An 18,754-nucleotide genomic window follows, 5' to 3' on the forward strand; every position below is an offset into this window, starting at 1 on the left:
CCTGTCCACTGGCTATTCACCGCCTATCCACCGGGATATCCCCCGGCAATCCACCGCTTTTCCCGAGCTTGCCACCAGGCTTATCCCAAGACTTATCCACAGGCTTCGCCGCGCGCTACACCGGCGAAATTCTCCCGTTCCAAGGGTAAATGCGTATGTCCGCGAGTCCGGCTCGGCCTTGACTCATTTGGGCGCGCCAGCCTAGCATTGATATAACTGTGAAATATCACTGTTATTTTAATTGGCCGTTCCCACCCTACCTTGAACAGGAAATCCCATGGTCCACAAAGTACGCATCACCAGCCCCCACGTCGCCGAAGCCGAACCCGGCCTGTGGTCCAACTGCCTGCGCGTGAAAGATTCGGTTTATCTGTCTGGGCTGACCGCCCGCGCCAACGACGGCACGACGATCCAGGGCGCGGATGCCTATGAACAGGCCCAGGTCATCTTTGCAAAGATGAAGCATCTGCTGGAAGCCGCAGGCGGCCAGATCGACGACATGGTGACGATGACGATCTTCCTGACCAACATGGCGGACAACCAGCAGGTGTGGAAGGCGCGCCGCGAATTCTTCAGCGGTGATTTCCCCGCCTGCGCACTGGTGCAGGTATCCGCCCTGGCCAAGCCCGAGATCCTGGTGGAAATCCAGGGCCAGGCGCGTCTCGCGGACTGACACCATGAAAATTGTTCGCTATGCCAGCGAGTCCGGCCCGGTATTGGGCCGGCTGGATGGCCAGGCCATTACGCCCTTCCAGGGCGTGGCAGACGTACAGGCGCTGCTAAGCAATGTCGTGCAGGCCAGCGGCGCGGCGGTGCCGCTGGAGTCGGTGCGTCTGCTTGCGCCCATCATCCCGCAGCGCAATGTGTTCTGCGTGGGCTGGAACTATCTCAAGCACTACGACGAAAGCAAAGGCAAGCGCGAAGGGCAGGAGGTCGAACTGCCTGAGCGCCCTACCTTCTTCAGCAAGCTGCCCACCACGGTCGTGGGGCCGCGCGACAGCGTGCCGCTGCACGAGGCCTATACCGCCAAGCTGGACTGGGAGGTCGAGCTGGCCGTGGTGATCGGCAAGGAGGGACGCGATATCGCCGAAGCCGATGCCCTCAGCCATGTGTTCGGCTATACGGTAGCCAATGACCTCAGCGCGCGCGATCTGCAACGCGCGCACGGCGCGCAATGGTTCAAGGGCAAGAGCCTGGACGCGACCTGCCCGATGGGGCCGGTCCTGACCACCGTGGATGAAATCGGCGACCCGCAGAATCTCGCCCTGGGCTGCGAGGTCAATGGCGTGCGCATGCAGCATGGCCACACACGCAACCAGATCTTCAGCGTGGCGCGTGTGATCGCCGAGCTGTCGCAAGGACTCACTCTGCTGCCGGGCGACGTCATCCTGACCGGCACGCCCGAGGGGATAGGCGCGGCTCGCCAACCCCCCGTGTTCCTGGCTGACGGCGACGTCGTGGAATGTTGGGTGGAAGGCATAGGCTCATTGCGCAACGTCGTGCGAGCGGGCCTGCGCTACGCGGAATAAGCCGACGAGCGTTCGGCACCGATGAAAAATCAAGGGGTAGATATCATGAAGAAAACCGTACTGTTAGTCGCGCTGGGGCTGGCCAGCGTGAACGCCGCCGCCGACACTTTCCCGTCGCAGCCCATGACGTTGATCGTGCCGTACACCGCGGGCGGTTCCTCGGACGCGCTGGCGCGGGCGCTGGCCAAGGCCATTGCCAAGAACAACGGCGCCAACATCATTGTCGAAAACCGTCCTGGCGGCAGCACCGTGATAGGCGCGCAGACCTTGCTGGGCAAGCCCGCAGACGGCAACACCGTCCTGTTGATCGCGGCGAGCTTCGTCATCAATCCCTACTTGCTGAACCAGTTGCCCTATGACAGCGTGAAGGACTTCCAGCCGGTCACGCAGTTGGCGTCCAACCCGCATGTGCTGGTGGTCGGACCCAAGGTCCCGGCCGGCGATCTGAAGGCGTTTCTGGCGTGGGCCAAGGAACAGGGCGACAAGGCGACCTTCTCTTCGTTCGGCAATGGTTCATCGGGCCACCTGGGCTTCGAGATGCTGAAAAAGCAGGCCGGCCTGGGCATGATGCACGTGCCATACAAGGGCGCGGCGCCGGCCACCATGGCGGTGCTGAGCGGCGAAGTGGATGCGACCCTGGGGGACGTGGGCGTGGTCGCGCCGCATATCCAGGCGGGCAAGCTGCGCGCCCTCGCGGTGGCTGGAAGCGTACGCACGCCAGCGCTGCCCGATGTGCCGACCTTTGCCGAGGCCGGCTTGCAGGGTTTCGAATCGCAAACCTGGATGGGGCTGCTGACGCGTAGCGGCGTGCCCGCGGAACGGGTGCAGCGCCTGAACCAGATGTACTCGGCAGCGCTGCAGGACGCCGACGTGCGCCAGATCCTGGCACAGCAGGGCATGGTGGCGGCGGCCTCCGCCCCGGACACGTTTGCGGCCTTCATGAAAGCGGAATCCGCCAAATATGGGCAGGCCATCAAGGATGGCAACGTGCGCATCGATTGAGGAAACGCTGGTCCGCCCGCACCGGTCGCTATAATCGCAGCGGTCTGCGCCGGTAGCGGCGCGTGGTCAGCAACCATCACCGCATGCCCAAAACCCTTACCCCCAAGCGACTGCAGGAAGACACCGCGCCGGCGGCTTCGCTCGGCGAACAGGCGTATATCGCGATCAAGCGCATGATCCTGACGCAGGAGCTGCGCGCGGGGGACCAGATCAATGTTGCGCAACTGAGCGAACAGCTGTCGCTTGGCCGCAGCCCCATCCACCTGGCCATACACCGGCTGGACCGCGAGGGCCTGGTCGACATCCTGCCGCGCAAGGGCATTCTGGTCAAAGCGGAAACCATAGACAGCTTCCTCGAACTGATTGCGGCGCGCCTATTGGTTGAACCGCATCTGACCGGCCTGGCTGTGGACAATGCCACGCCGGCGCTGCTGGAACGCTTGCAAGCGCTGGTAGCGGCAGGTTGGGAATGCCATGAACGCCAGGACCGCCTGGGCAGCATGGAAATCGACCGCAGATTCCACCAGACGCTGTACGAAGCCGCCCGCAATGACATCCTGGCGGAGTTTGCGGGCAGTCTGCTGGACCGTTCCATGCGCCTGTGGTTCCGACCGCCTGCGGGCAAGGCCGAAAAGCCCAATGTGGCGGAACTGGAAGACCTGTACAAGATGGTCGAGCGCGGCGATAAAAAGGCCGCGGTGCGCAAGATGGAGCAGCATATCGGCTCCGTGCGCGGCAAGTTCCTTTCGCGCGAATAAGCTTATAGCCGCAACGCGAGGGCGCGCCATATGACGCGCAGGCTTGAACAAAGGCCGAATAATTCGTTTGCGTAGGGGTTGCCCGTTTTCATAATGGATCGTTCCTGAGCCGGCCTGGCCGGCGGCATTCGCGCAAGGAGCGATCCATGTCCCAGAGCAACGCGTTGCGCCTGTCCGAGGCGTATGCCGAACCCGCGACGCAAGCCTTTTCGATCCGCCCTCTGGCGGCCGTGACAGGCGCAGAAATCGTCGGCATCGACCTGTCGCGCGAGCTGGCCCCGGCCGATTTCGCCCAGGTGCATCGTGCGCATCTGGACCATCACCTGCTGGTGTTCCGCGACCAGCGCATCACGCCGAAACAGCACATCGATTTCAGCCGCCGCTTCGGCCGCCTGATGATCCATGTGCTGCATCAATTCCATCTGCCTGGGCATCCCGAGATCCTCATCGTCTCCAACATCGTCGAAGACGGCCAGCCGATAGGGCTGGGCGATGCCGGCAAGTACTGGCATTCGGACATCTCGTACAAGGAACTGCCGAGCCTGGGCTCGCTGCTGCACGCGCAGGAGCTGCCTGCGCAAGGGGGCGACACGCTGTTCGCCGACATGCATGTGGCGTACGACACCCTGCCGGCCGTCTTGCGCGACGCCATCGAAGGCAAGCGCGCCGTGCATTCCTATCTGGCCAAATACGGCCAATTGCAGAAGGAAGGCGCGTGGCGCCCCAATCTCAGCGCGCAGCAGGTGGCGCAGGTGCAGGAAGTGATTCATCCGGTGGTGCGCACCCATCCCGAAACCGGCCGCCGCGCGCTGTTCGTGAGCGAGGGCTTCACCACCCGTATCGAAGGCCTGCCCGAAGACGAGAGCCGCCAGATCCTGGACGAGCTGTTCGCCCATAGCATCCGGCCCGAACACATCTACCGCCACCAATGGCAGCCGCATGACCTGGTGTTCTGGGACAACCGTTCCCTGATCCACCTGGCCGGCGGCACGCCGGACCATCTGCGCCGCAAGCTGTACCGCACCACCATCGAAGGCGACCTGCCTTTCTGATGGTCAGCCTGCCGCAATTTCGCGCAAACCATTTATCCACAGGGACCGCCATGGGTTTTTCCTCCGCTCTACGTGATCGCTTGGTCCAGGCCGCTACCGGCGCAGGCCTAGCGCTGATACTTGCCGTGCTGGCGCTGGCTTCACCCACGCCGGCCATGGCGGAAGGCCGCATCCGCATCGCCGAGCAGTACGGCATTGTTTATTTGCTGCTGAACGTGGCGCGTGACCAGCAATTGATCGAAAAGCACGGCAAGGCCGATGGTGTGGATATCTCGGTCGAGTGGGCCAAGCTGTCTGGCGGCTCGGCGGTGAACGATGCGCTGCTGTCGGGAGCGGTGGATATCGCGGGGGCGGGCGTGGGACCGCTGCTGACGATCTGGGATCGCACGCGCGGCAAGCAGAACGTGAAGGGCGTGGCTTCACTGGGCAACTTTCCCTACTACCTGGTCAGCAACAATCCCAACGTGAAGACGATTGCCGACTTCACCGACAAGGATCGCATCGCGGTGCCGGCGGTGGGCGTGTCGGTGCAATCGCGCGTGTTGCAGCTGGCGTCGGCCAAGCTGTGGGGCGATGCGCAGTTCAACAAGCTGGACAAGATTTCCGTCGCGCTGCCGCATCCAGACGCGGCCGCTGCCATCATCGCGGGCGGCACGGAAATCACCGGGCATTTCGGCAACCCGCCCTTTCAGGAGCAGGAACTCGCCGGGAATCCCAATGCGCGCATCGTGCTCAAATCCTATGACGTGCTGGGCGGACCCAGTTCGTCGACGGTGTTGTTCGCCACCGAGAAATTCCGCAAGGAAAATCCGAAGACCTACAAGGCGTTCCAGGCCGCATTGCAGGAAGCCGCCCAGTTTGCCGCCGCCAATCCGGAACAGGCTGCGGACACCTATCTGCGCGTCACCGGCGCCAAGCTGGACCGCGACTTCCTGATCAAGGTGATCAAGAATCCCGACGTGCAATTCAAGCTGGAACCGCAGAATACCTACGCGCTAGCCGAATTCATGCACAAGGTCGGCGCGATCAAGAACGCGCCGGCAAGCTGGCGCGACTATTTCTTTGACGATGCCATCATCGCGCAAGGCAGCTGATATGGGGCTGAGCGCCGCAGCCCCTGTGGATAACACCGAAAAGGCCGCGCCTTTGCTGGCTGTGGATAAGGTGTCGATCGAATATAAGACGCGCGAACGGCGCGTGCGCGCCACGCATCAGGTCAGTTTCGACGTGCATGATGCGGAGCGCTTTATCCTGCTGGGGGCATCCGGCTGCGGCAAGTCCACGCTGCTCAAGGCGATCGCGGGCTTCATCGAGCCGACCGAAGGCCGCATCGCCGTCGACGGCAAGACCGTGCGTGGCCCCGGGCCAGACCGCATCGTGGTGTTCCAGGAATTCGACCAATTGCCGCCGTGGAAGACGCTGCGCCAGAACGTGGCGTTTCCGCTGGTGGCCTCGCGCAAGCTCGGCAGGCGCGAGGCCGACGAGCGCGCCATGCACTACCTGGATAAGGTCGGGCTGTCCGCGTTCGCCGATGCCTATCCGCACACCTTGTCTGGCGGCATGAAGCAGCGCGTGGCCATTGCCCGCGCCCTGGCCATGCAGCCGCGGGTACTGCTGATGGACGAACCCTTCGCGGCGCTGGACGCGTTGACGCGGCGGCGCATGCAGGAAGAACTGTTGGCATTGTGGGAAGGCGAGCGCTTCACGCTGCTGTTCGTCACGCATTCGATCGAAGAGGCATTGGTGCTGGGCAGCCGCGTGCTGTTGCTGTCGCCGCATCCGGGGCGCGTGCGCGCCGAGCTGAACGCGCATGCCTTCGGGCTGCACAGCCAGGGCTCCGCGGCCTTCCAGTCGGCTGCCAGACGCATTCATGACCTGCTGTTCGATGTCGCGCCGGCGCAAGCGCCCGCCGAACGGGCTGCGGCCTGAAGGAAACATGCATGAGTACTGCTTACGCGGGCGCCGTGCCCGTACGCCCCGAAGTGGAGTACGAACTGCCGCCTCTTCCGCCGCAAGCGGCTGAGGCGTCCCTGCCCTGGCATGAGCGCCTATGGCAGCACGCCAGCCTGCGCAAGCTGGCGATCCTGGCGCTGCTGGCCGGCATCTGGGAGCTGGCGGCGCGCTATACCGATAACGATCTGCTGCTACCCAGCGCCACGCAGACGGCGGTGGCCTTCGTGCAGGGCATCGCCGGCGGCGAGCTGCTGGCGCGCGCCGGGCAGTCGTTGCGCGTGCTGGCGCAGGGCTATGCGGCCGGCGTGGCGTTGGCCTTCGTGCTGACCACGCTGGCGGTGTCGACGCGCTTCGGGCGCGATCTGCTGTCCACCTTGACCGCCATGTTCAACCCCCTGCCCGCCATCGCGCTATTGCCGCTGGCGTTGTTGTGGTTCGGGCTGGGCGAAGGCAGCCTGGTGTTCGTGCTGATCCATTCGGTGTTGTGGGCGCTGGCGCTGAACACGTATGCGGGCTTTCTGGGGGTGTCGGAGACTCTGCGCATGGCGGGTCGCAATTACGGCCTGACCGGTCTTCGCTATGTGCTGCAGATCCTGGTGCCCGCCGCCTTGCCGGCCATCCTCGCGGGGTTGAGGATAGGCTGGGCGTTTGCGTGGCGCACGCTGATCGCGGCGGAACTGGTGTTCGGGGCTTCCAGCGGCAAGGGCGGCCTGGGCTGGTACATCTTCCAGAACCGCAACGAGTTATACACAGACCGGGTGTTCGCGGGGCTGGCGGCGGTCGTCATCATCGGCTTGCTTGTGGAAAACCTGGTGTTCGATACCGTGGAGCGTGTGACGGTCAGGCGTTGGGGCATGCAGCGCTGATTGCCCGCCACGCAGAGCGGGGTTGCGAGCACAAAAAAAGGCGGCCCGGATGGGCCGCCTTATGCATGGGCGCGTCGCGCTTTACAGCTTCAGTCCCAGCGCCTTGGCAACGCCGGCGGCGTAGGCGGGATCCGCCTTGCGGAAATGTTCCAGCTGGCGGCGCTGGATTTCTTCCGGCACGCCGGCCATGTGGCGGCCGATGTTGCCGAACAACAGCTCTTGCTGCGCCGGCGTCATCAGGCGGAACAGCGCGCCCGGCTGCGAGTAGTAGTCATCGTCCACGCGATGGTTCCAGCGCGCCGCGGCCTGGCCGTCCAACGGCAGGGGCGGTTCGCCCGCGGACGGGGTTTCCTTCCACTGGCCCGCGCTGTTGGGCTCGTAGTTCAACGTCGCTCCGGCGTTGCCGTCGACGCGGCCCGCGCCGTCGCGGTGAAAGCTGTGGAACGGGCAACGCGGCGCGTTCACCGGGATCTGATGGTGGTTGATGCCCAGGCGGTAGCGGTGCGTATCGCCATACGAGAACAGGCGGCCCTGCAGCATTTTGTCGGCCGAAAAACCGATGCCCGGGACCACGTTGGCTGGCGTGAAGGCGGCCTGCTCCACTTCGGCGAAGTAGTTCTCGGGATTCTTGTTCAGTTCCAGCACGCCCACTTCGATCAGCGGATAGTCGCCGTGCGGCCAGACCTTGGTGAGGTCGAAGGGGTTGATGTGATACGTCGCGGCTTCCGCCTCGGGCATGATCTGCACCTTCAGCGTCCACTTCGGGAAATTGCCCTGCTCAATGTTGTCGAACAGGTCGCGCTGCGAGCTTTCGCGGTCATGGGCGACCACTTGCGCGGCTTCCTCGTCGCTCAGACAGGCGATGCCCTGCTGCGATTTGAAGTGGAACTTCACGTAGAAGCGCTCGCCGTCCTTGTTGATGAAGCTGAACGTGTGCGAACCGAAGCCGTGTTGCTGGCGCAGGTTGGCGGGAATGCCGCGGTCGCTCATCAGGGTCGTGACCTGGTGCAGCGATTCGGGGTTGAGCGACCAGAAGTCCCAGGCGGCGGTGGCATTGCGCAGATTGGTCTTGGGGTCGCGTTTCTGGGTGTGGATGAAGTCGGGGAATTTCAGCGGGTCGCGGATGAAGAAGACCGGCGTGTTGTTGCCCACCAGGTCCCAATTGCCTTCCTCGGTGTAGAACTTGATGGCGAAGCCGCGCACGTCGCGCTCGGCGTCCGCCGCGCCGCGCTCGCCGGCCACGGTCGAGAAGCGCAGGAACAGCGGGGTCTGCTTGCCGACCTGGGAAAAGATATTGGCGCGGGTGTAGCGCGAGATGTCGTGGGTGACGGTGAAGGTGCCGTAGGCGCCGGAGCCCTTGGCGTGCACCACGCGTTCAGGGATGCGCTCGCGGTCGAAATGGGCGAGCTTTTCTATCAGCCAGAAGTCTTCCAACAGCGCCGGGCCGCGCGGGCCGGCGGTCAGCGTGTTGTTATTGTCGGCCACGGGCGCGCCTGCGGCGGTGGTCAGATGCGTCTTCTTGTCGGTCATAGCACACTCCCTATGAAATGCTGGAATGCGGGGAGCCACTGTGGGCCCCGCGCCGTGTCTGGGACAACCCCGGCATTGCCGGCCAGGGGCTATCTCCGACACATCATAGGGGTCTTGCCTTACTGTGTGAAGTTGATTGATCTATAAAACTTGATAAAGAATAACTATCAAGAAAGTCGCGGATTGGCATGGAGCATCCTGCCGGGGCGAAAAAAAACCGGTCCGCATGGGACCGGTTTCTTGAGCAAGCGCGGATATCAGCGGTTGGCTGCAGCTTCCGTCTTGCGCTGCATGGCGCGGGTGATGGACCACTGCTGCGCGATCGACAGGGTGTTGTTGACGCACCAGTAGAGCACCAGGCCGGCCGGGAAGAAGAACATCATCCCGCCGAACACCAGCGGCATGATCATCATGACCTTGGCCTGGATGGGGTCCGGAGGCGTCGGGTTCAGTTTGATCTGCAGGAACATGGTGGCCATCATGATGGCGGGCAGAATGAAGTACGGGTCGCGGATCGACAGGTCGTGCACCCACAGGATCCACGGCGCGCCGCGCATTTCCACGCTGGCCAGCAGCACCCAGTACAGCGAGATGAACACCGGGATTTGCACCACCATCGGCAAGCAGCCGCCCAGCGGATTGATCTTCTCGGTGCGGTACATCTCCATCATGGCCGCGTTGAGCTTCTGCTTGTCGTCGCCGTACTTTTCCTTCAGGGCCTGCAGGCGCGGAGCGACCTGCTTCATGCGGGCCATGGAGCGGTAGCTGGCGGCGGCCAGGGGGTAGAACACGGCCTTGATCAGCACGGTCAGCGCCACGATCGTCCAGCCCCAGTTGCCCAGGAGGGAGTGCAGCCAGGTCATCAGCTTGAACAGCGGCTTGGCGATGATGGTCAGCCAGCCGTAGTCGACCACCAGTTCCAGACCGGGGGCCAGGGCCGCCATGGCCTTCTGGTCTTGCGGACCGACCCACAGGTGCGAGTCGACGCGCGTGGCGGCGCCAGGGGCGATCTCGCCCACGGCTTCGATGCTGCGAGCGGCGTACAGGTTCTTCTGCACTTCCAGCAGTTCGTTGGTGCGCTGCTTGCCCTGCGGGGGCACCCAGGCGGTGGCGAAATAGTGCTGGACCACGGCGATCCAGCCGTTGTCCGATTGCTTGATGTAGCTGGCCTTCTTCTTTTCGATGTCGCTGAAGGTGATCTTCTGGAACTTGTCCTGTTCCGAGTAGACCGCGAAACCGGTGAAGGTGTGATAGAAGCTGGACGTGTCGGCGGGGTCGTTGCCGTCGCGTTCGAGCTGCAGGTACAGGGCGGGCGACACGGGGGCGGCGCCTACGTTGGCCAGGTCGTGGCGCACGTCGACGTCATAGCGGCCGCGGTGCAGGGTGAAGGTCTTGGTGACTTTCACGCCGCCGGATTCGCCTTCGAAGGCGACCACCAGGTTGTCGCCGGTCAGCTGGCGCTCCGAGGACACGATACGGAAAGGCGTCTGGTGCGTTGGGAAGCTCTGGCCGTTGGGGGCGCCGACCACGCCGGTCTGCACCACGTAGTTCAGGCCGGCGGCGCGGTCCAGCAGCACCGTGGGCTTGTCCGGTTGGCCGGTAGCCGGGTACTTCAGCAGCTCGGCGCGCACCAGTTGGGCGCCCATGGTGTCGAACGTCAGGCGCAGCACGTCGGTCGTGATGACGACTTCTTCCGAACGCGCGGCAACGGGCGCCGCAGCGCCGGGCACGGCGGATGCCGCGGCGGTCGCGGGGACAGGCGCACTGGGCACCGAGGGCGTCGCGTTGTTCGCGGCAGCCTGCGGCTCGCTCGTGGTGGCGGCCGGCGTGGGGCCGAACAGCGACGGCTTGCCGTTATGGATCTGCCAGTTGTTCCATAGGAGCAACAGCGAGAAGGAAAAAATCATCCAGAGGACGGTTCGTCGGATATCCATGGTGCCTACTGAGGTGAATACGGGCCAGCAAAGCCCGCCAGTTTAGCGTCAATCGTGCTCGGTGCGGTGGCTGTGGGAACAGCACGAGGGGCCATTGGTTCCCTTGGCCGGCGGAACCGGATCCAATCCGCCCGGCGACCAAGGGTGGCAGCGCCCTATTCGCCGGACCGCCAGCCAGAAGCCGCGCCAGGCGCCGTGGCGCTCGATCGCTTCGATCGCATACGCCGAGCAGGTGGGAGTAAAGCGGCACTGCCGGCCGATCCAGGGACTCAGGAAAAACCTGTAGAACCGGATCGGGGCAATGAGTAAAGCCTTGATCATCGCGCGATCCGCTCAAAGTGAGCGTCCACTTCGGCTCTGGCCGCGCGTTTCAGCGCAGTGAGCGTGGCGGGCGCAACCTTGCTATGCAGGCGCACGACGTAATCTTTTGCCGGCAACCCCAGGCGCCGATGGCGGAACGCCTCGCGGATGACCCGCTTGATGGCGTTGCGCGTGCTGGCGTGGGCGGCGAACCGCTTGGCGATCACCAGGCCCAGGCGCGCACAGGCATCCTGGCCGGGAGGCAGATCATTGGGAGCGGCGCTCACAATGAAGAACGCCCCTCGGGCAAGACGCCGGCCTTTGAGGGCGGCGGCGAACTCGGAGGGGCGATGCAGCCGCGCCTCCGGCGGAAGCGTGGAGCGCGGCATGGACTGCAGGTCAGGCGTCAGGATTCCGGAAAAACCGGAAAACCAGGACTCAGACGGCCAGACGCTTGCGGCCCTTGGCGCGGCGAGCGTTCAGGATAGCGCGGCCAGCGCGGGTTTTCATGCGCACGCGAAAGCCATGGGTGCGCTTGCGGCGGGTAACGGAAGGTTGGTAGGTACGTTTCATGGACGATCCACAAAAAGAACAAAAGTCAGAAGGGACCTGCCCGGAAGGGTTCCTGGTCGCGCATTCAGGAAGCGGGTATCTAATGAGCATTTTTGCAACAGGTGCAAAAAACAACTCGTAGACGGGGCTCTGACCGGGGAAACCCCGGGCGACTTATAGAAGCTAAAACCAGGCAGTTGCATGGGCGTAGGCATCGTTAGACACCACCGGCAACAAAGCGCGGCTAAGCTCTCTGTGGAACCTTCTGACAGACAGAATTCGGAAAAGCCCACCATTTCAGCAAGTTTTCCCTGTCTTGTCAAACAGTTAAGCCTGGGCCATGCAGACACTTATGCCCTACCCTGTGGATAACCCCAGCCCAGGCAAGGTAGAATCGAGGTTTGAATAAGAGCGACATGAAAGAATTCTGGCAGACCTGCGTCAGTCGTCTTGAGCAGGAACTCCCCCCCCAACAAATCAGCGCGTGGATACGACCGCTGGTCCCGCTTGCGTACGACGAAACGCAGGCGGTGCTGCGCGTTGCCGCGCCCAACCGCTTCAAGCTGGATTGGGTGCGAAAGAACTTTTCCCACCAGATCGAAGCGTTGGCCGCGGAGTGGTTCGAGCGTCCGGTGCAGGTACTGTTTGAGTTGCCCTCCCAAGGCACTGCGCCGCGTATGCCGGTCGCGCCCGTGCGCGCTCCGCAACCCGCGCAAACGTACCCGTCCGGTGGTTCCCCTGCAGGCGGCGCGCCGCCGCCCGGACCCGCGCTAGCGCCCGCCCAGCCTGCTCCTGCGCCCGCGACGACGGCGGCTGCGCAAGCGGTGAACGCGGACGCAGCCAACATCGTGTACGAGCGCTCGCGCCTGAACACCGACCTGACGTTCGAGAACTTCGTGACGGGTAAGGCGAACCAGCTGGCGCGCGCCGCCGCGCTGCAGGTGGCCGAGAACCCCGGCACGTCCTACAACCCACTGTTCCTGTACGGCGGCGTGGGCTTGGGCAAGACCCACCTGATCCACGCCATCGGCAATGCCATGGTGGCGGCGGGCACCGGTGTGCGCGTGCGCTATGTGCATGCCGACCAGTACGTGTCTGACGTGGTGAAGGCGTACCAGCGCAAGGCGTTCGACGATTTCAAGCGCTACTACCATTCGCTCGACCTGCTGCTGATCGACGATATCCAGTTCTTCTCCGGCAAGAACCGCACGCAGGAAGAATTCTTCTACGCGTTCGAAGCGATGGTGGCCCAGCGCAAGCAGATCATCATCACCAGCGACACGTATCCGAAGGAACTGTCGGGCATCGACAGCCGCCTGATCTCGCGCTTCGATTCCGGCCTGACGGTGGCCATCGAGCCGCCGGAACTGGAAATGCGCGTGGCGATCCTGCTGCGCAAGGCGGAATCCGAAGGCGTGCCCATGCCCGAGGAAGTGGCGTTCTTCATTGCCAAGCATCTGCGCAGCAACGTGCGCGAACTGGAAGGCGCGCTGCGCAAGGTCCTGGCCTACGCCCGCTTCCACGGCCGCGACGTGCTGACGGTGGATGTCTGCAAGGAAGCCCTGAAGGACTTGCTGTCGGTATCCAACGGCCAGATCACCGTGGAGAACATCCAGAAGACGGTGGCGGATTTCTACAAGATCAAAGTGGCCGACATGTACTCGAAACGCCGGCCCGCCAATATCGCTTTGCCGCGCCAGGTCGCGATGTACCTGGCCAAGGAGCTGACCCAGAAAAGCCTGCCGGAAATCGGCGATCTGTTCGGTGGTCGTGATCACACCACCGTGCTGCATGCCGTACGCAAGATTTCCGACGCCCGCGCCAAGCAAGCGGAGCTCAACCATACCCTGCACGTGTTGGAACAAACTCTAAAAGGATGAACATGCAACTCGTACAAACCACACGCGATGCATTGCTGAAACCGCTATCGACTGTGGCGGGCATCGTCGAAAGACGCCATACCCTGCCCATTCTGGCGAACATCCTGATGCGCAAGGAAGGCAACAAGGTTGCCTTCATTGCGACCGACCTGGAAGTACAGATCACCACCCATGCCGATTTCGGCGTGGGTCAAGACAACGAATCCACCACGGTCGCCGCGCGCAAGCTGCTGGACATCCTGAAGGCCCTGCCGGACACCGGCGACGTGCGCCTGGCGCTGGCCAGCAACAAGCTGTCGGTACAGTCGGCCAAGAGCCGTTTCGCGCTGCAGACGCTGGCTGCCAGCGAATTCCCCACCGTGGCTCAGCCCGAGCAGTGGGACGTGTCGCTGACCATGCCGCAGCGCACGCTGCGTCACCTGTTCAACATGGTGCACTTCGCCATGGCGCAACAGGACATCCGCTACTACCTGAACGGCATGCTGCTGGTGTTCGAACCGGGCCGCGTGCGCGCCGTCGCCACCGATGGCCACCGCCTGGCGCACTGCTCGACGGAAGCCGACGGCATCAGCGAACGCCATGAAGTGATCGTGCCGCGCAAGACCGTGCTGGAAATGCAGCGCCTGCTGGAAGACTCCGACGAGCCGGTTTCCATCGACGTGGCGCCGGGCCAGATCCGCTTCCGCTTCGGCGACGTGGAACTGGTGTCCAAGCTGGTCGAAGGCAAGTTCCCCGATTTCACCCGCGTGATCCCGACGAACTACACGCGCCATTTCCTGGTCAACCGCGAAGCGCTCCAGGGCAGCCTGCAGCGCGCCGCCATCCTGACCACCGACAAGTTCAAGGGCGTGCGCCTGCAACTGGCGCAGAACCAGATGAAGATCTCGTCTTCCAACGCCGAGCAGGAAGAGGCGCAGGAAGAAATCGACATCGACTACGGCCATGAAGCGCTGGATGTGGGCTTTAACGTCGGCTACCTGCTCGACGTGCTGGCCAACGTCAAGGTGGACAACATCCAGTGGTCGGTCATGCCCGATGCCAACGCGTCGGCGCTCATCACCTTGCCCGAAGACGACCAGTTCAAGTACGTCGTCATGCCCATGCGGATCTGATCCGCGCCACTTGTGGGTTTGTGCCGCGGCGCAGCCTCGTGCTGCGTCCGCGGTCCGGCCGCCAGGCCGTTCTTTAAAGCGTTATCGATACAGACATGTCAGATCAGCAGAACACCACTCCCGAGAACAGCGGCTACGGCGCTGACTCGATCAAGATGCTCAAGGGGCTGGAGGCCGTGCGCAAGCGCCCCGGCATGTACATCGGCGACACGTCCGACGGCACCGGCTTGCACCACATGGTGTTCGAAGTCGTCGACAACGCCATCGACGAAGCCCTGGCCGGCTATTGCGACGACATTGTCGTCACGATCCACACCGACAACTCCATCTCGGTCACCGACAACGGCCGCGGCATTCCCACCGACATCCACAAGGACGACGAATTCCACCGCAGCGCGGCGGAAATCGTCATGACCGAACTGCATGCCGGCGGCAAGTTCGACCAGAACTCCTACAAGGTGTCTGGCGGCCTGCACGGCGTGGGCGTGTCTTGCGTGAACGCGCTGTCCGAATGGCTGCGGCTGACCATCCGCCGCAACGGCGAAGTGCACCAGATGGAATTCCGCCAAGGCGAGCGCGTCGCGCCCCTGGCGGTGACCGGCACGACCGACAAGCGCGGCACCGAAGTGCGCTTTCTGGCCGACCCGATCATCTTCAACAACATCGAGTACCACTACGAGATCCTCTCCAAGCGCCTGCGCGAGCTGTCGTTCCTGAACAATGGCGTGAAGATCCGCCTGATCGACCAGCGCCAGGGCAAGGAAGAGAACTTCGCGTTCTCCGGCGGCGTGAAGGGCTTCGTCGAATACATCAACCGCAGCAAGACCGTGCTGCACCCGAACGTGTTCTCGGTCACCACCGAGTCCTCGGCGGGCGGCGTGCCGGTCGGCGTCGAAGTGGCGATGCAGTGGAACGACAGCTATAGCGAAAGCGTGCTGTGCTTCACCAACAACATCCCGCAGCGCGACGGCGGCTCGCACCTGACCGGCCTGCGCGCGGCGATGACCCGCATCATCAACAAGTACATCGCCGATAACGAACTGGCCAAGAAGGCCAAGGTCGAAACCTCCGGCGACGACATGCGCGAAGGCCTGGCCTGCGTGCTGTCGGTGAAGGTGCCCGAACCCAAGTTCAGCAGCCAGACCAAGGACAAGCTGGTCTCCAGCGAAGTGCGCCCGGCGGTTGAAGAAGCCGTGGCCCGCACGCTGGAATCCTGGCTGCTCGAGAACCCGATCGACGCCAAGGCGCTGTGCGCCAAGATCGTCGAAGCCGCCCGCGCGCGCGAAGCCGCGCGCAAGGCGCGCGAGATGACCCGCCGCAAGAGCGTGCTGGAAGGCGCCGGCCTGCCCGGCAAGCTGGCCGACTGCCAGGAAAAGGATCCGGCGCTGTGCGAGCTCTACATCGTCGAGGGTGACTCCGCAGGCGGCTCGGCCAAGCAGGGCCGCGACCGCAAGTTCCAGGCCATCCTGCCGCTGCGCGGCAAGGTGCTGAACGTGGAGAAGGCGCGCTTCGACCGCCTGATCGCCAGCGAACAGATCGCCACGCTGATCACCGCGCTGGGAACCAGCATCGGTCCCGACTTCAACGTCGACAAGCTGCGCTACCACCGCCTCATCATCATGACCGACGCGGACGTGGACGGCGCGCACATCCGCACCCTGCTGCTGACGCTGCTGTACCGCCAGATGCCCGAGCTGGTGCAGCGCGGCTACGTGTATATCGCGCAGCCGCCGCTGTACAAGGTCAAGGTCGGCCGTGAAGAACGGTATCTGAAGGACGACCAGGAAGAAGCGCAGTTCATGCTGCAACTGGCGCTGAAGGATGCCGAGATCATCTCGGGCGGCAACATCATCCGTGGTGACGAGTTGAGCGACCTGGCGCGCCAGTACGTGGCGGCCGACGGCGTCATCGCGCGCCTGTCGCGCGTGTTCGACGTGGGCGCGCTGTCGGCCATGGCCGAAGGCGTGGAGATCAATCTGGAATCTGCCGAGTCCACCGCCGATTCCGCCCGCCGGCTGGCCGATGCCATGCGCGATCCGGTCAGCGGCAACGGCGTCGAAGTGGTGCCGCAGTTCGACGAGGCCACCGAACGCCATCGCCTGTCGGTGCAACGCATGCACCACGGCAACGTGCGCGTCAGCATCATCGACGCGGACTTCGTCAACGGGTCGGACTACGCCGTGCTATCCAAGGCCGCCAAGAGCTTCTCCGGCAAGGTCAGCGCGCGTTCGCTGGCGGCCCGCGGTGAAGGCGAAAAGCGCAAGGAACAGACCGTGTCCGACTTCCGCGAAGCCATGCAATGGCTGCGCAGCGAAGCCGACCGCAGCATCTCCAAGCAGCGCTACAAGGGTCTGGGCGAAATGAACCCGGAACAGCTGTGGGAAACCACCATGGACCCGAAGGTGCGCCGCCTGCTGCGCGTGCAGATCGAGGACGCCATCGCGGCCGACGAGGTCTTCACCACGCTGATGGGCGACGACGTCGAACCGCGCCGCAACTTCATCGAGACGCATGCGCTGTCGGCGGGGAATATCGACGCCTGATCGGCGCGCGATCCCGCGAAAATCTGGATTCTTCCTGGGAACTCCGGATTGTGTGAAAAGGGGGGCTGCATCGCAGCCCCCCTTTTTTCTTGGCGCAAACGCGCCGGGCTTTGGGCTCCCAGCCTATCCGTGAACTGCCAGGCTGCGCCGGTGCCCTAGCCCGTCAGGGATGCGCGCCAGCCCTGGCTCCAAGTGCTTCAAAGCTTGGACGTTTGTTCAATCGGCCGCTTCGCGAGGCATTCGACGAGCAAGTCTCCCGTTGCACGGATGTGCTGCGTCAGGAGGCTGCAGGCGTTGTTTACTTCACCCTGCTTGCACATCGCCAGAAGTTCCCAGTGCTCCTGTTGCGAGCGATCCCGGTGGGTCGTGAACTCCCACGTGTAACGCAAATAGCGTTCGAAGCCCAGACGCAATGTCTCGACCATCGTCAGCGTCCTTGGGCGGTTAGCAGCGGCATATAGCCCCCGGTGAAAGCGGGCATTCAGCAGGATGATTTGATCGACGCTGGTTTCGTTGTCCAGCTCCTTGAGCACGCGCTCGGCTGCTTCGAACTGAACCTCTGTCAGCTTGGGGATGGCCCAAGCCAAGGCTTGCGGCTCGACCACGCTGCGCAACGTCGTCATTTCTTCGGCTTCGTCGGCCGACATGGTCGCCACGCTGACGCCGCGACGAGGCTCCGAGACCAGGAAGCACTCGCGGATGAGGTCCTTGAACGCCTCTCGCACGACGGTTTGGCTGACCCGGAAACGCGAGGCCACGGCATCCTGGCGCAGGCGTTCTCCTGGCTTTAGCTGGCCGTGGATGATTTCTCCGCGCAGGGCGTCTACCACCGCGCCAGCGATCGAACGATCCGCCAGGGCCTGCGCCACCGGCGACGCTTCACTGTAGTCCATAGATTTCCTCCTCTTAGGGATTATACGGACTGATCAGGTATTGCCGATTATCGATTATCGATTATAGTTCACGGACCCCTCACTTTTCATCAAGGTTGCATATGACGCTCCGCCTTTCCGATTTCGATGCCGTGACCTTCGACGTGTATGGCACGTTGATTGACTGGGAGCCTTCGATCGCCAAGTTTCTGACGCGCTGGGCGCGCGAGAACCGCATCGAGGCCGACGCCGAAACCCTGATCATGGCTTTCGATGGCGCCCGCGCGGCGATCCAGAAGGAACGCCCGGCGCACCTCTACCCCGACGTCCTGACCAAGTGCTTCGAGCGCATCTGCGTCCAGTTCAAGGTGGCCGTGGACCCGGACCTGCGCCGCCAGTTCGCGGCCGCGCCGCACACCTGGCCGGCATTCGACGACAGCCATGCTGGATTGGTGCGCCTGCAGCAGTCCGCCAAGGTGGGCGCGTTCAGCAACATCGACCAGGCTTCGCTCAATACCTCGTGCGACAACCTGGACTTCCGCTTCGATCTGGTGGTGACGGCACAACGCGTAGGCGCCTACAAGCCCGATTGGCCGCACTTCGACACGGGCATAGGCGATCTCATGCGCATGGGCATCCCGCGCGAACGGATCCTGCACGTCGGCCAAAGCTTGCGGGCCGACATCACGCCGGCAAACCGGCTGGGCGTCCGTTGCGCCTGGGTCAACCGCCCGGGCAGGCTGCTGGGCTTGTCGGGCGAAGGCGCGGCCGAGGCGAAACCCGACCTGACGGTTTCCAGCCTCGCAGAACTGGTTGCCGCCCTGACCGGCGCCGATCAACCCGCCCCAACGCTGGTGTGACAAGAGGAGTG

The 18,754-nt window shown here is 63.6% G+C and carries 18 protein-coding genes; 12 read left to right on the top strand and 6 right to left on the bottom strand.

Annotated elements, in window-relative coordinates; genetic code table 11:
* Positions 1-277: 277 nt before the first annotated feature.
* The 8 genes from AC3WOB_RS17065 to AC3WOB_RS17100 all read left to right on the top strand — a co-directional run bounded on the left by AC3WOB_RS17065 (position 278) and on the right by AC3WOB_RS17100 (position 7,160).
* Positions 278-673, top strand: coding sequence for a RidA family protein (locus tag AC3WOB_RS17065; RefSeq protein ID WP_013397072.1), 396 nt, complete (start codon positions 278-280; stop codon positions 671-673).
* Between the two features lie 4 nt (positions 674-677).
* Positions 678-1,529: a fumarylacetoacetate hydrolase family protein gene (locus tag AC3WOB_RS17070; protein ID WP_492275694.1), complete on the top strand. Its 852-nt coding sequence runs from the start codon at positions 678-680 to the stop codon at positions 1,527-1,529.
* Between the two features lie 45 nt (positions 1,530-1,574).
* On the top strand, positions 1,575-2,531 hold the full coding sequence (locus AC3WOB_RS17075) for a Bug family tripartite tricarboxylate transporter substrate binding protein (protein ID WP_013397074.1): 957 nt from the start codon (positions 1,575-1,577) through the stop codon (positions 2,529-2,531).
* A gap of 83 nt (positions 2,532-2,614) precedes the next feature.
* Positions 2,615-3,289 (top strand): GntR family transcriptional regulator, encoded by a 675-nt coding sequence (locus AC3WOB_RS17080; RefSeq protein ID WP_492275695.1) that lies wholly within the window; start codon positions 2,615-2,617, stop codon positions 3,287-3,289.
* Positions 3,290-3,435: 146 nt separating this feature from the next.
* On the top strand, positions 3,436-4,341 hold the full coding sequence (locus AC3WOB_RS17085; protein ID WP_013397076.1) for a TauD/TfdA dioxygenase family protein: 906 nt from the start codon (positions 3,436-3,438) through the stop codon (positions 4,339-4,341).
* A 50-nt stretch (positions 4,342-4,391) separates the two neighbouring features.
* Positions 4,392-5,435 (top strand): ABC transporter substrate-binding protein, encoded by a 1,044-nt coding sequence (locus AC3WOB_RS17090; RefSeq protein WP_013397077.1) that lies wholly within the window; start codon positions 4,392-4,394, stop codon positions 5,433-5,435.
* Position 5,436: 1 nt separating this feature from the next.
* Positions 5,437-6,270, top strand: coding sequence for an ABC transporter ATP-binding protein (locus AC3WOB_RS17095; RefSeq protein ID WP_013397078.1), 834 nt, complete (start codon positions 5,437-5,439; stop codon positions 6,268-6,270).
* Between the two features lie 11 nt (positions 6,271-6,281).
* Positions 6,282-7,160, top strand: coding sequence for an ABC transporter permease (locus tag AC3WOB_RS17100; protein ID WP_013397079.1), 879 nt, complete (start codon positions 6,282-6,284; stop codon positions 7,158-7,160).
* Positions 7,161-7,241: 81 nt separating this feature from the next.
* On the opposite strand, the gene AC3WOB_RS17105 is transcribed toward AC3WOB_RS17100, so the two are convergent.
* From AC3WOB_RS17105 to rpmH, 5 genes are all read right to left on the bottom strand, one after another.
* Positions 7,242-8,690 (bottom strand): catalase, encoded by a 1,449-nt coding sequence (locus AC3WOB_RS17105; protein ID WP_013397080.1) that lies wholly within the window; start codon positions 8,688-8,690, stop codon positions 7,242-7,244.
* Positions 8,691-8,947: 257 nt separating this feature from the next.
* Entirely contained in the window at positions 8,948-10,624 is a 1,677-nt protein-coding gene (gene yidC, locus AC3WOB_RS17110) for a membrane protein insertase YidC (protein ID WP_013397081.1), read from the bottom strand.
* Positions 10,625-10,672: 48 nt separating this feature from the next.
* Positions 10,673-10,945 (bottom strand): membrane protein insertion efficiency factor YidD, encoded by a 273-nt coding sequence (gene yidD / locus AC3WOB_RS17115; protein ID WP_013397082.1) that lies wholly within the window; start codon positions 10,943-10,945, stop codon positions 10,673-10,675.
* Entirely contained in the window at positions 10,942-11,313 is a 372-nt protein-coding gene (locus AC3WOB_RS17120) for a ribonuclease P protein component (RefSeq protein ID WP_013397083.1), read from the bottom strand. The genes yidD and AC3WOB_RS17120 overlap by 4 nt, the downstream gene beginning before the upstream one ends.
* Before the next feature lie 49 nt (positions 11,314-11,362).
* Complete coding sequence (gene rpmH, locus AC3WOB_RS17125) at positions 11,363-11,497, bottom strand: 50S ribosomal protein L34 (protein WP_003816025.1); 135 nt, start codon at positions 11,495-11,497, stop codon at positions 11,363-11,365.
* A 395-nt stretch (positions 11,498-11,892) separates the two neighbouring features.
* On the opposite strand from rpmH, the gene dnaA reads away from it, so the two are divergent.
* The 3 genes from dnaA (at position 11,893) to gyrB (ending at position 17,011) form a co-directional block, all read left to right on the top strand.
* Positions 11,893-13,356, top strand: a complete 1,464-nt coding sequence (gene dnaA, locus AC3WOB_RS17130) for a chromosomal replication initiator protein DnaA (RefSeq protein WP_013390765.1) — start codon at positions 11,893-11,895, stop codon at positions 13,354-13,356.
* 2 nt (positions 13,357-13,358) lie between these two features.
* Entirely contained in the window at positions 13,359-14,468 is a 1,110-nt protein-coding gene (gene dnaN, locus AC3WOB_RS17135) for a DNA polymerase III subunit beta (RefSeq protein ID WP_013390766.1), read from the top strand.
* A 95-nt stretch (positions 14,469-14,563) separates the two neighbouring features.
* A complete protein-coding gene (gene gyrB / locus AC3WOB_RS17140; RefSeq protein ID WP_013390767.1) occupies positions 14,564-17,011 on the top strand; it encodes a DNA topoisomerase (ATP-hydrolyzing) subunit B in 2,448 nt (815 codons plus the stop codon).
* A 197-nt stretch (positions 17,012-17,208) separates the two neighbouring features.
* On the opposite strand, the gene AC3WOB_RS17145 is transcribed toward gyrB, so the two are convergent.
* Complete coding sequence (locus tag AC3WOB_RS17145; protein ID WP_013390768.1) at positions 17,209-17,904, bottom strand: GntR family transcriptional regulator; 696 nt, start codon at positions 17,902-17,904, stop codon at positions 17,209-17,211.
* A gap of 101 nt (positions 17,905-18,005) precedes the next feature.
* On the opposite strand from AC3WOB_RS17145, the gene AC3WOB_RS17150 reads away from it, so the two are divergent.
* Positions 18,006-18,743, top strand: a complete 738-nt coding sequence (locus AC3WOB_RS17150; RefSeq protein WP_013390769.1) for an HAD family hydrolase — start codon at positions 18,006-18,008, stop codon at positions 18,741-18,743.
* Positions 18,744-18,754 lie beyond the last annotated feature (11 nt).

It is taken from the genome of Achromobacter sp. FW305-C-30-7, assembly GCF_058783105.1.

Bases quoted from the DNA above. Each gene is read 5' to 3' on its own strand.
- AC3WOB_RS17065 (WP_013397072.1), top strand. From the start codon at position 278: ATGGTCCACAAAGTACGCATCACCAGCCCCCACGTCGCCGAAGCCGAA.
- AC3WOB_RS17070 (WP_492275694.1), top strand. From the start codon at position 678: ATGAAAATTGTTCGCTATGCCAGCGAGTCCGGCCCGGTATTGGGCCGG.
- AC3WOB_RS17075 (WP_013397074.1), top strand. From the start codon at position 1,575: ATGAAGAAAACCGTACTGTTAGTCGCGCTGGGGCTGGCCAGCGTGAAC.
- AC3WOB_RS17080 (WP_492275695.1), top strand. From the start codon at position 2,615: ATGCCCAAAACCCTTACCCCCAAGCGACTGCAGGAAGACACCGCGCCG.
- AC3WOB_RS17085 (WP_013397076.1), top strand. From the start codon at position 3,436: ATGTCCCAGAGCAACGCGTTGCGCCTGTCCGAGGCGTATGCCGAACCC.
- AC3WOB_RS17090 (WP_013397077.1), top strand. From the start codon at position 4,392: ATGGGTTTTTCCTCCGCTCTACGTGATCGCTTGGTCCAGGCCGCTACC.
- AC3WOB_RS17095 (WP_013397078.1), top strand. From the start codon at position 5,437: ATGGGGCTGAGCGCCGCAGCCCCTGTGGATAACACCGAAAAGGCCGCG.
- AC3WOB_RS17100 (WP_013397079.1), top strand. From the start codon at position 6,282: ATGAGTACTGCTTACGCGGGCGCCGTGCCCGTACGCCCCGAAGTGGAG.
- AC3WOB_RS17105 (WP_013397080.1), bottom strand. From the start codon at position 8,690: ATGACCGACAAGAAGACGCATCTGACCACCGCCGCAGGCGCGCCCGTG.
- yidC (WP_013397081.1), bottom strand. From the start codon at position 10,624: ATGGATATCCGACGAACCGTCCTCTGGATGATTTTTTCCTTCTCGCTG.
- yidD (WP_013397082.1), bottom strand. From the start codon at position 10,945: ATGATCAAGGCTTTACTCATTGCCCCGATCCGGTTCTACAGGTTTTTC.
- AC3WOB_RS17120 (WP_013397083.1), bottom strand. From the start codon at position 11,313: ATGCCGCGCTCCACGCTTCCGCCGGAGGCGCGGCTGCATCGCCCCTCC.
- rpmH (WP_003816025.1), bottom strand. From the start codon at position 11,497: ATGAAACGTACCTACCAACCTTCCGTTACCCGCCGCAAGCGCACCCAT.
- dnaA (WP_013390765.1), top strand. From the start codon at position 11,893: ATGAAAGAATTCTGGCAGACCTGCGTCAGTCGTCTTGAGCAGGAACTC.
- dnaN (WP_013390766.1), top strand. From the start codon at position 13,359: ATGCAACTCGTACAAACCACACGCGATGCATTGCTGAAACCGCTATCG.
- gyrB (WP_013390767.1), top strand. From the start codon at position 14,564: ATGTCAGATCAGCAGAACACCACTCCCGAGAACAGCGGCTACGGCGCT.
- AC3WOB_RS17145 (WP_013390768.1), bottom strand. From the start codon at position 17,904: ATGGACTACAGTGAAGCGTCGCCGGTGGCGCAGGCCCTGGCGGATCGT.
- AC3WOB_RS17150 (WP_013390769.1), top strand. From the start codon at position 18,006: ATGACGCTCCGCCTTTCCGATTTCGATGCCGTGACCTTCGACGTGTAT.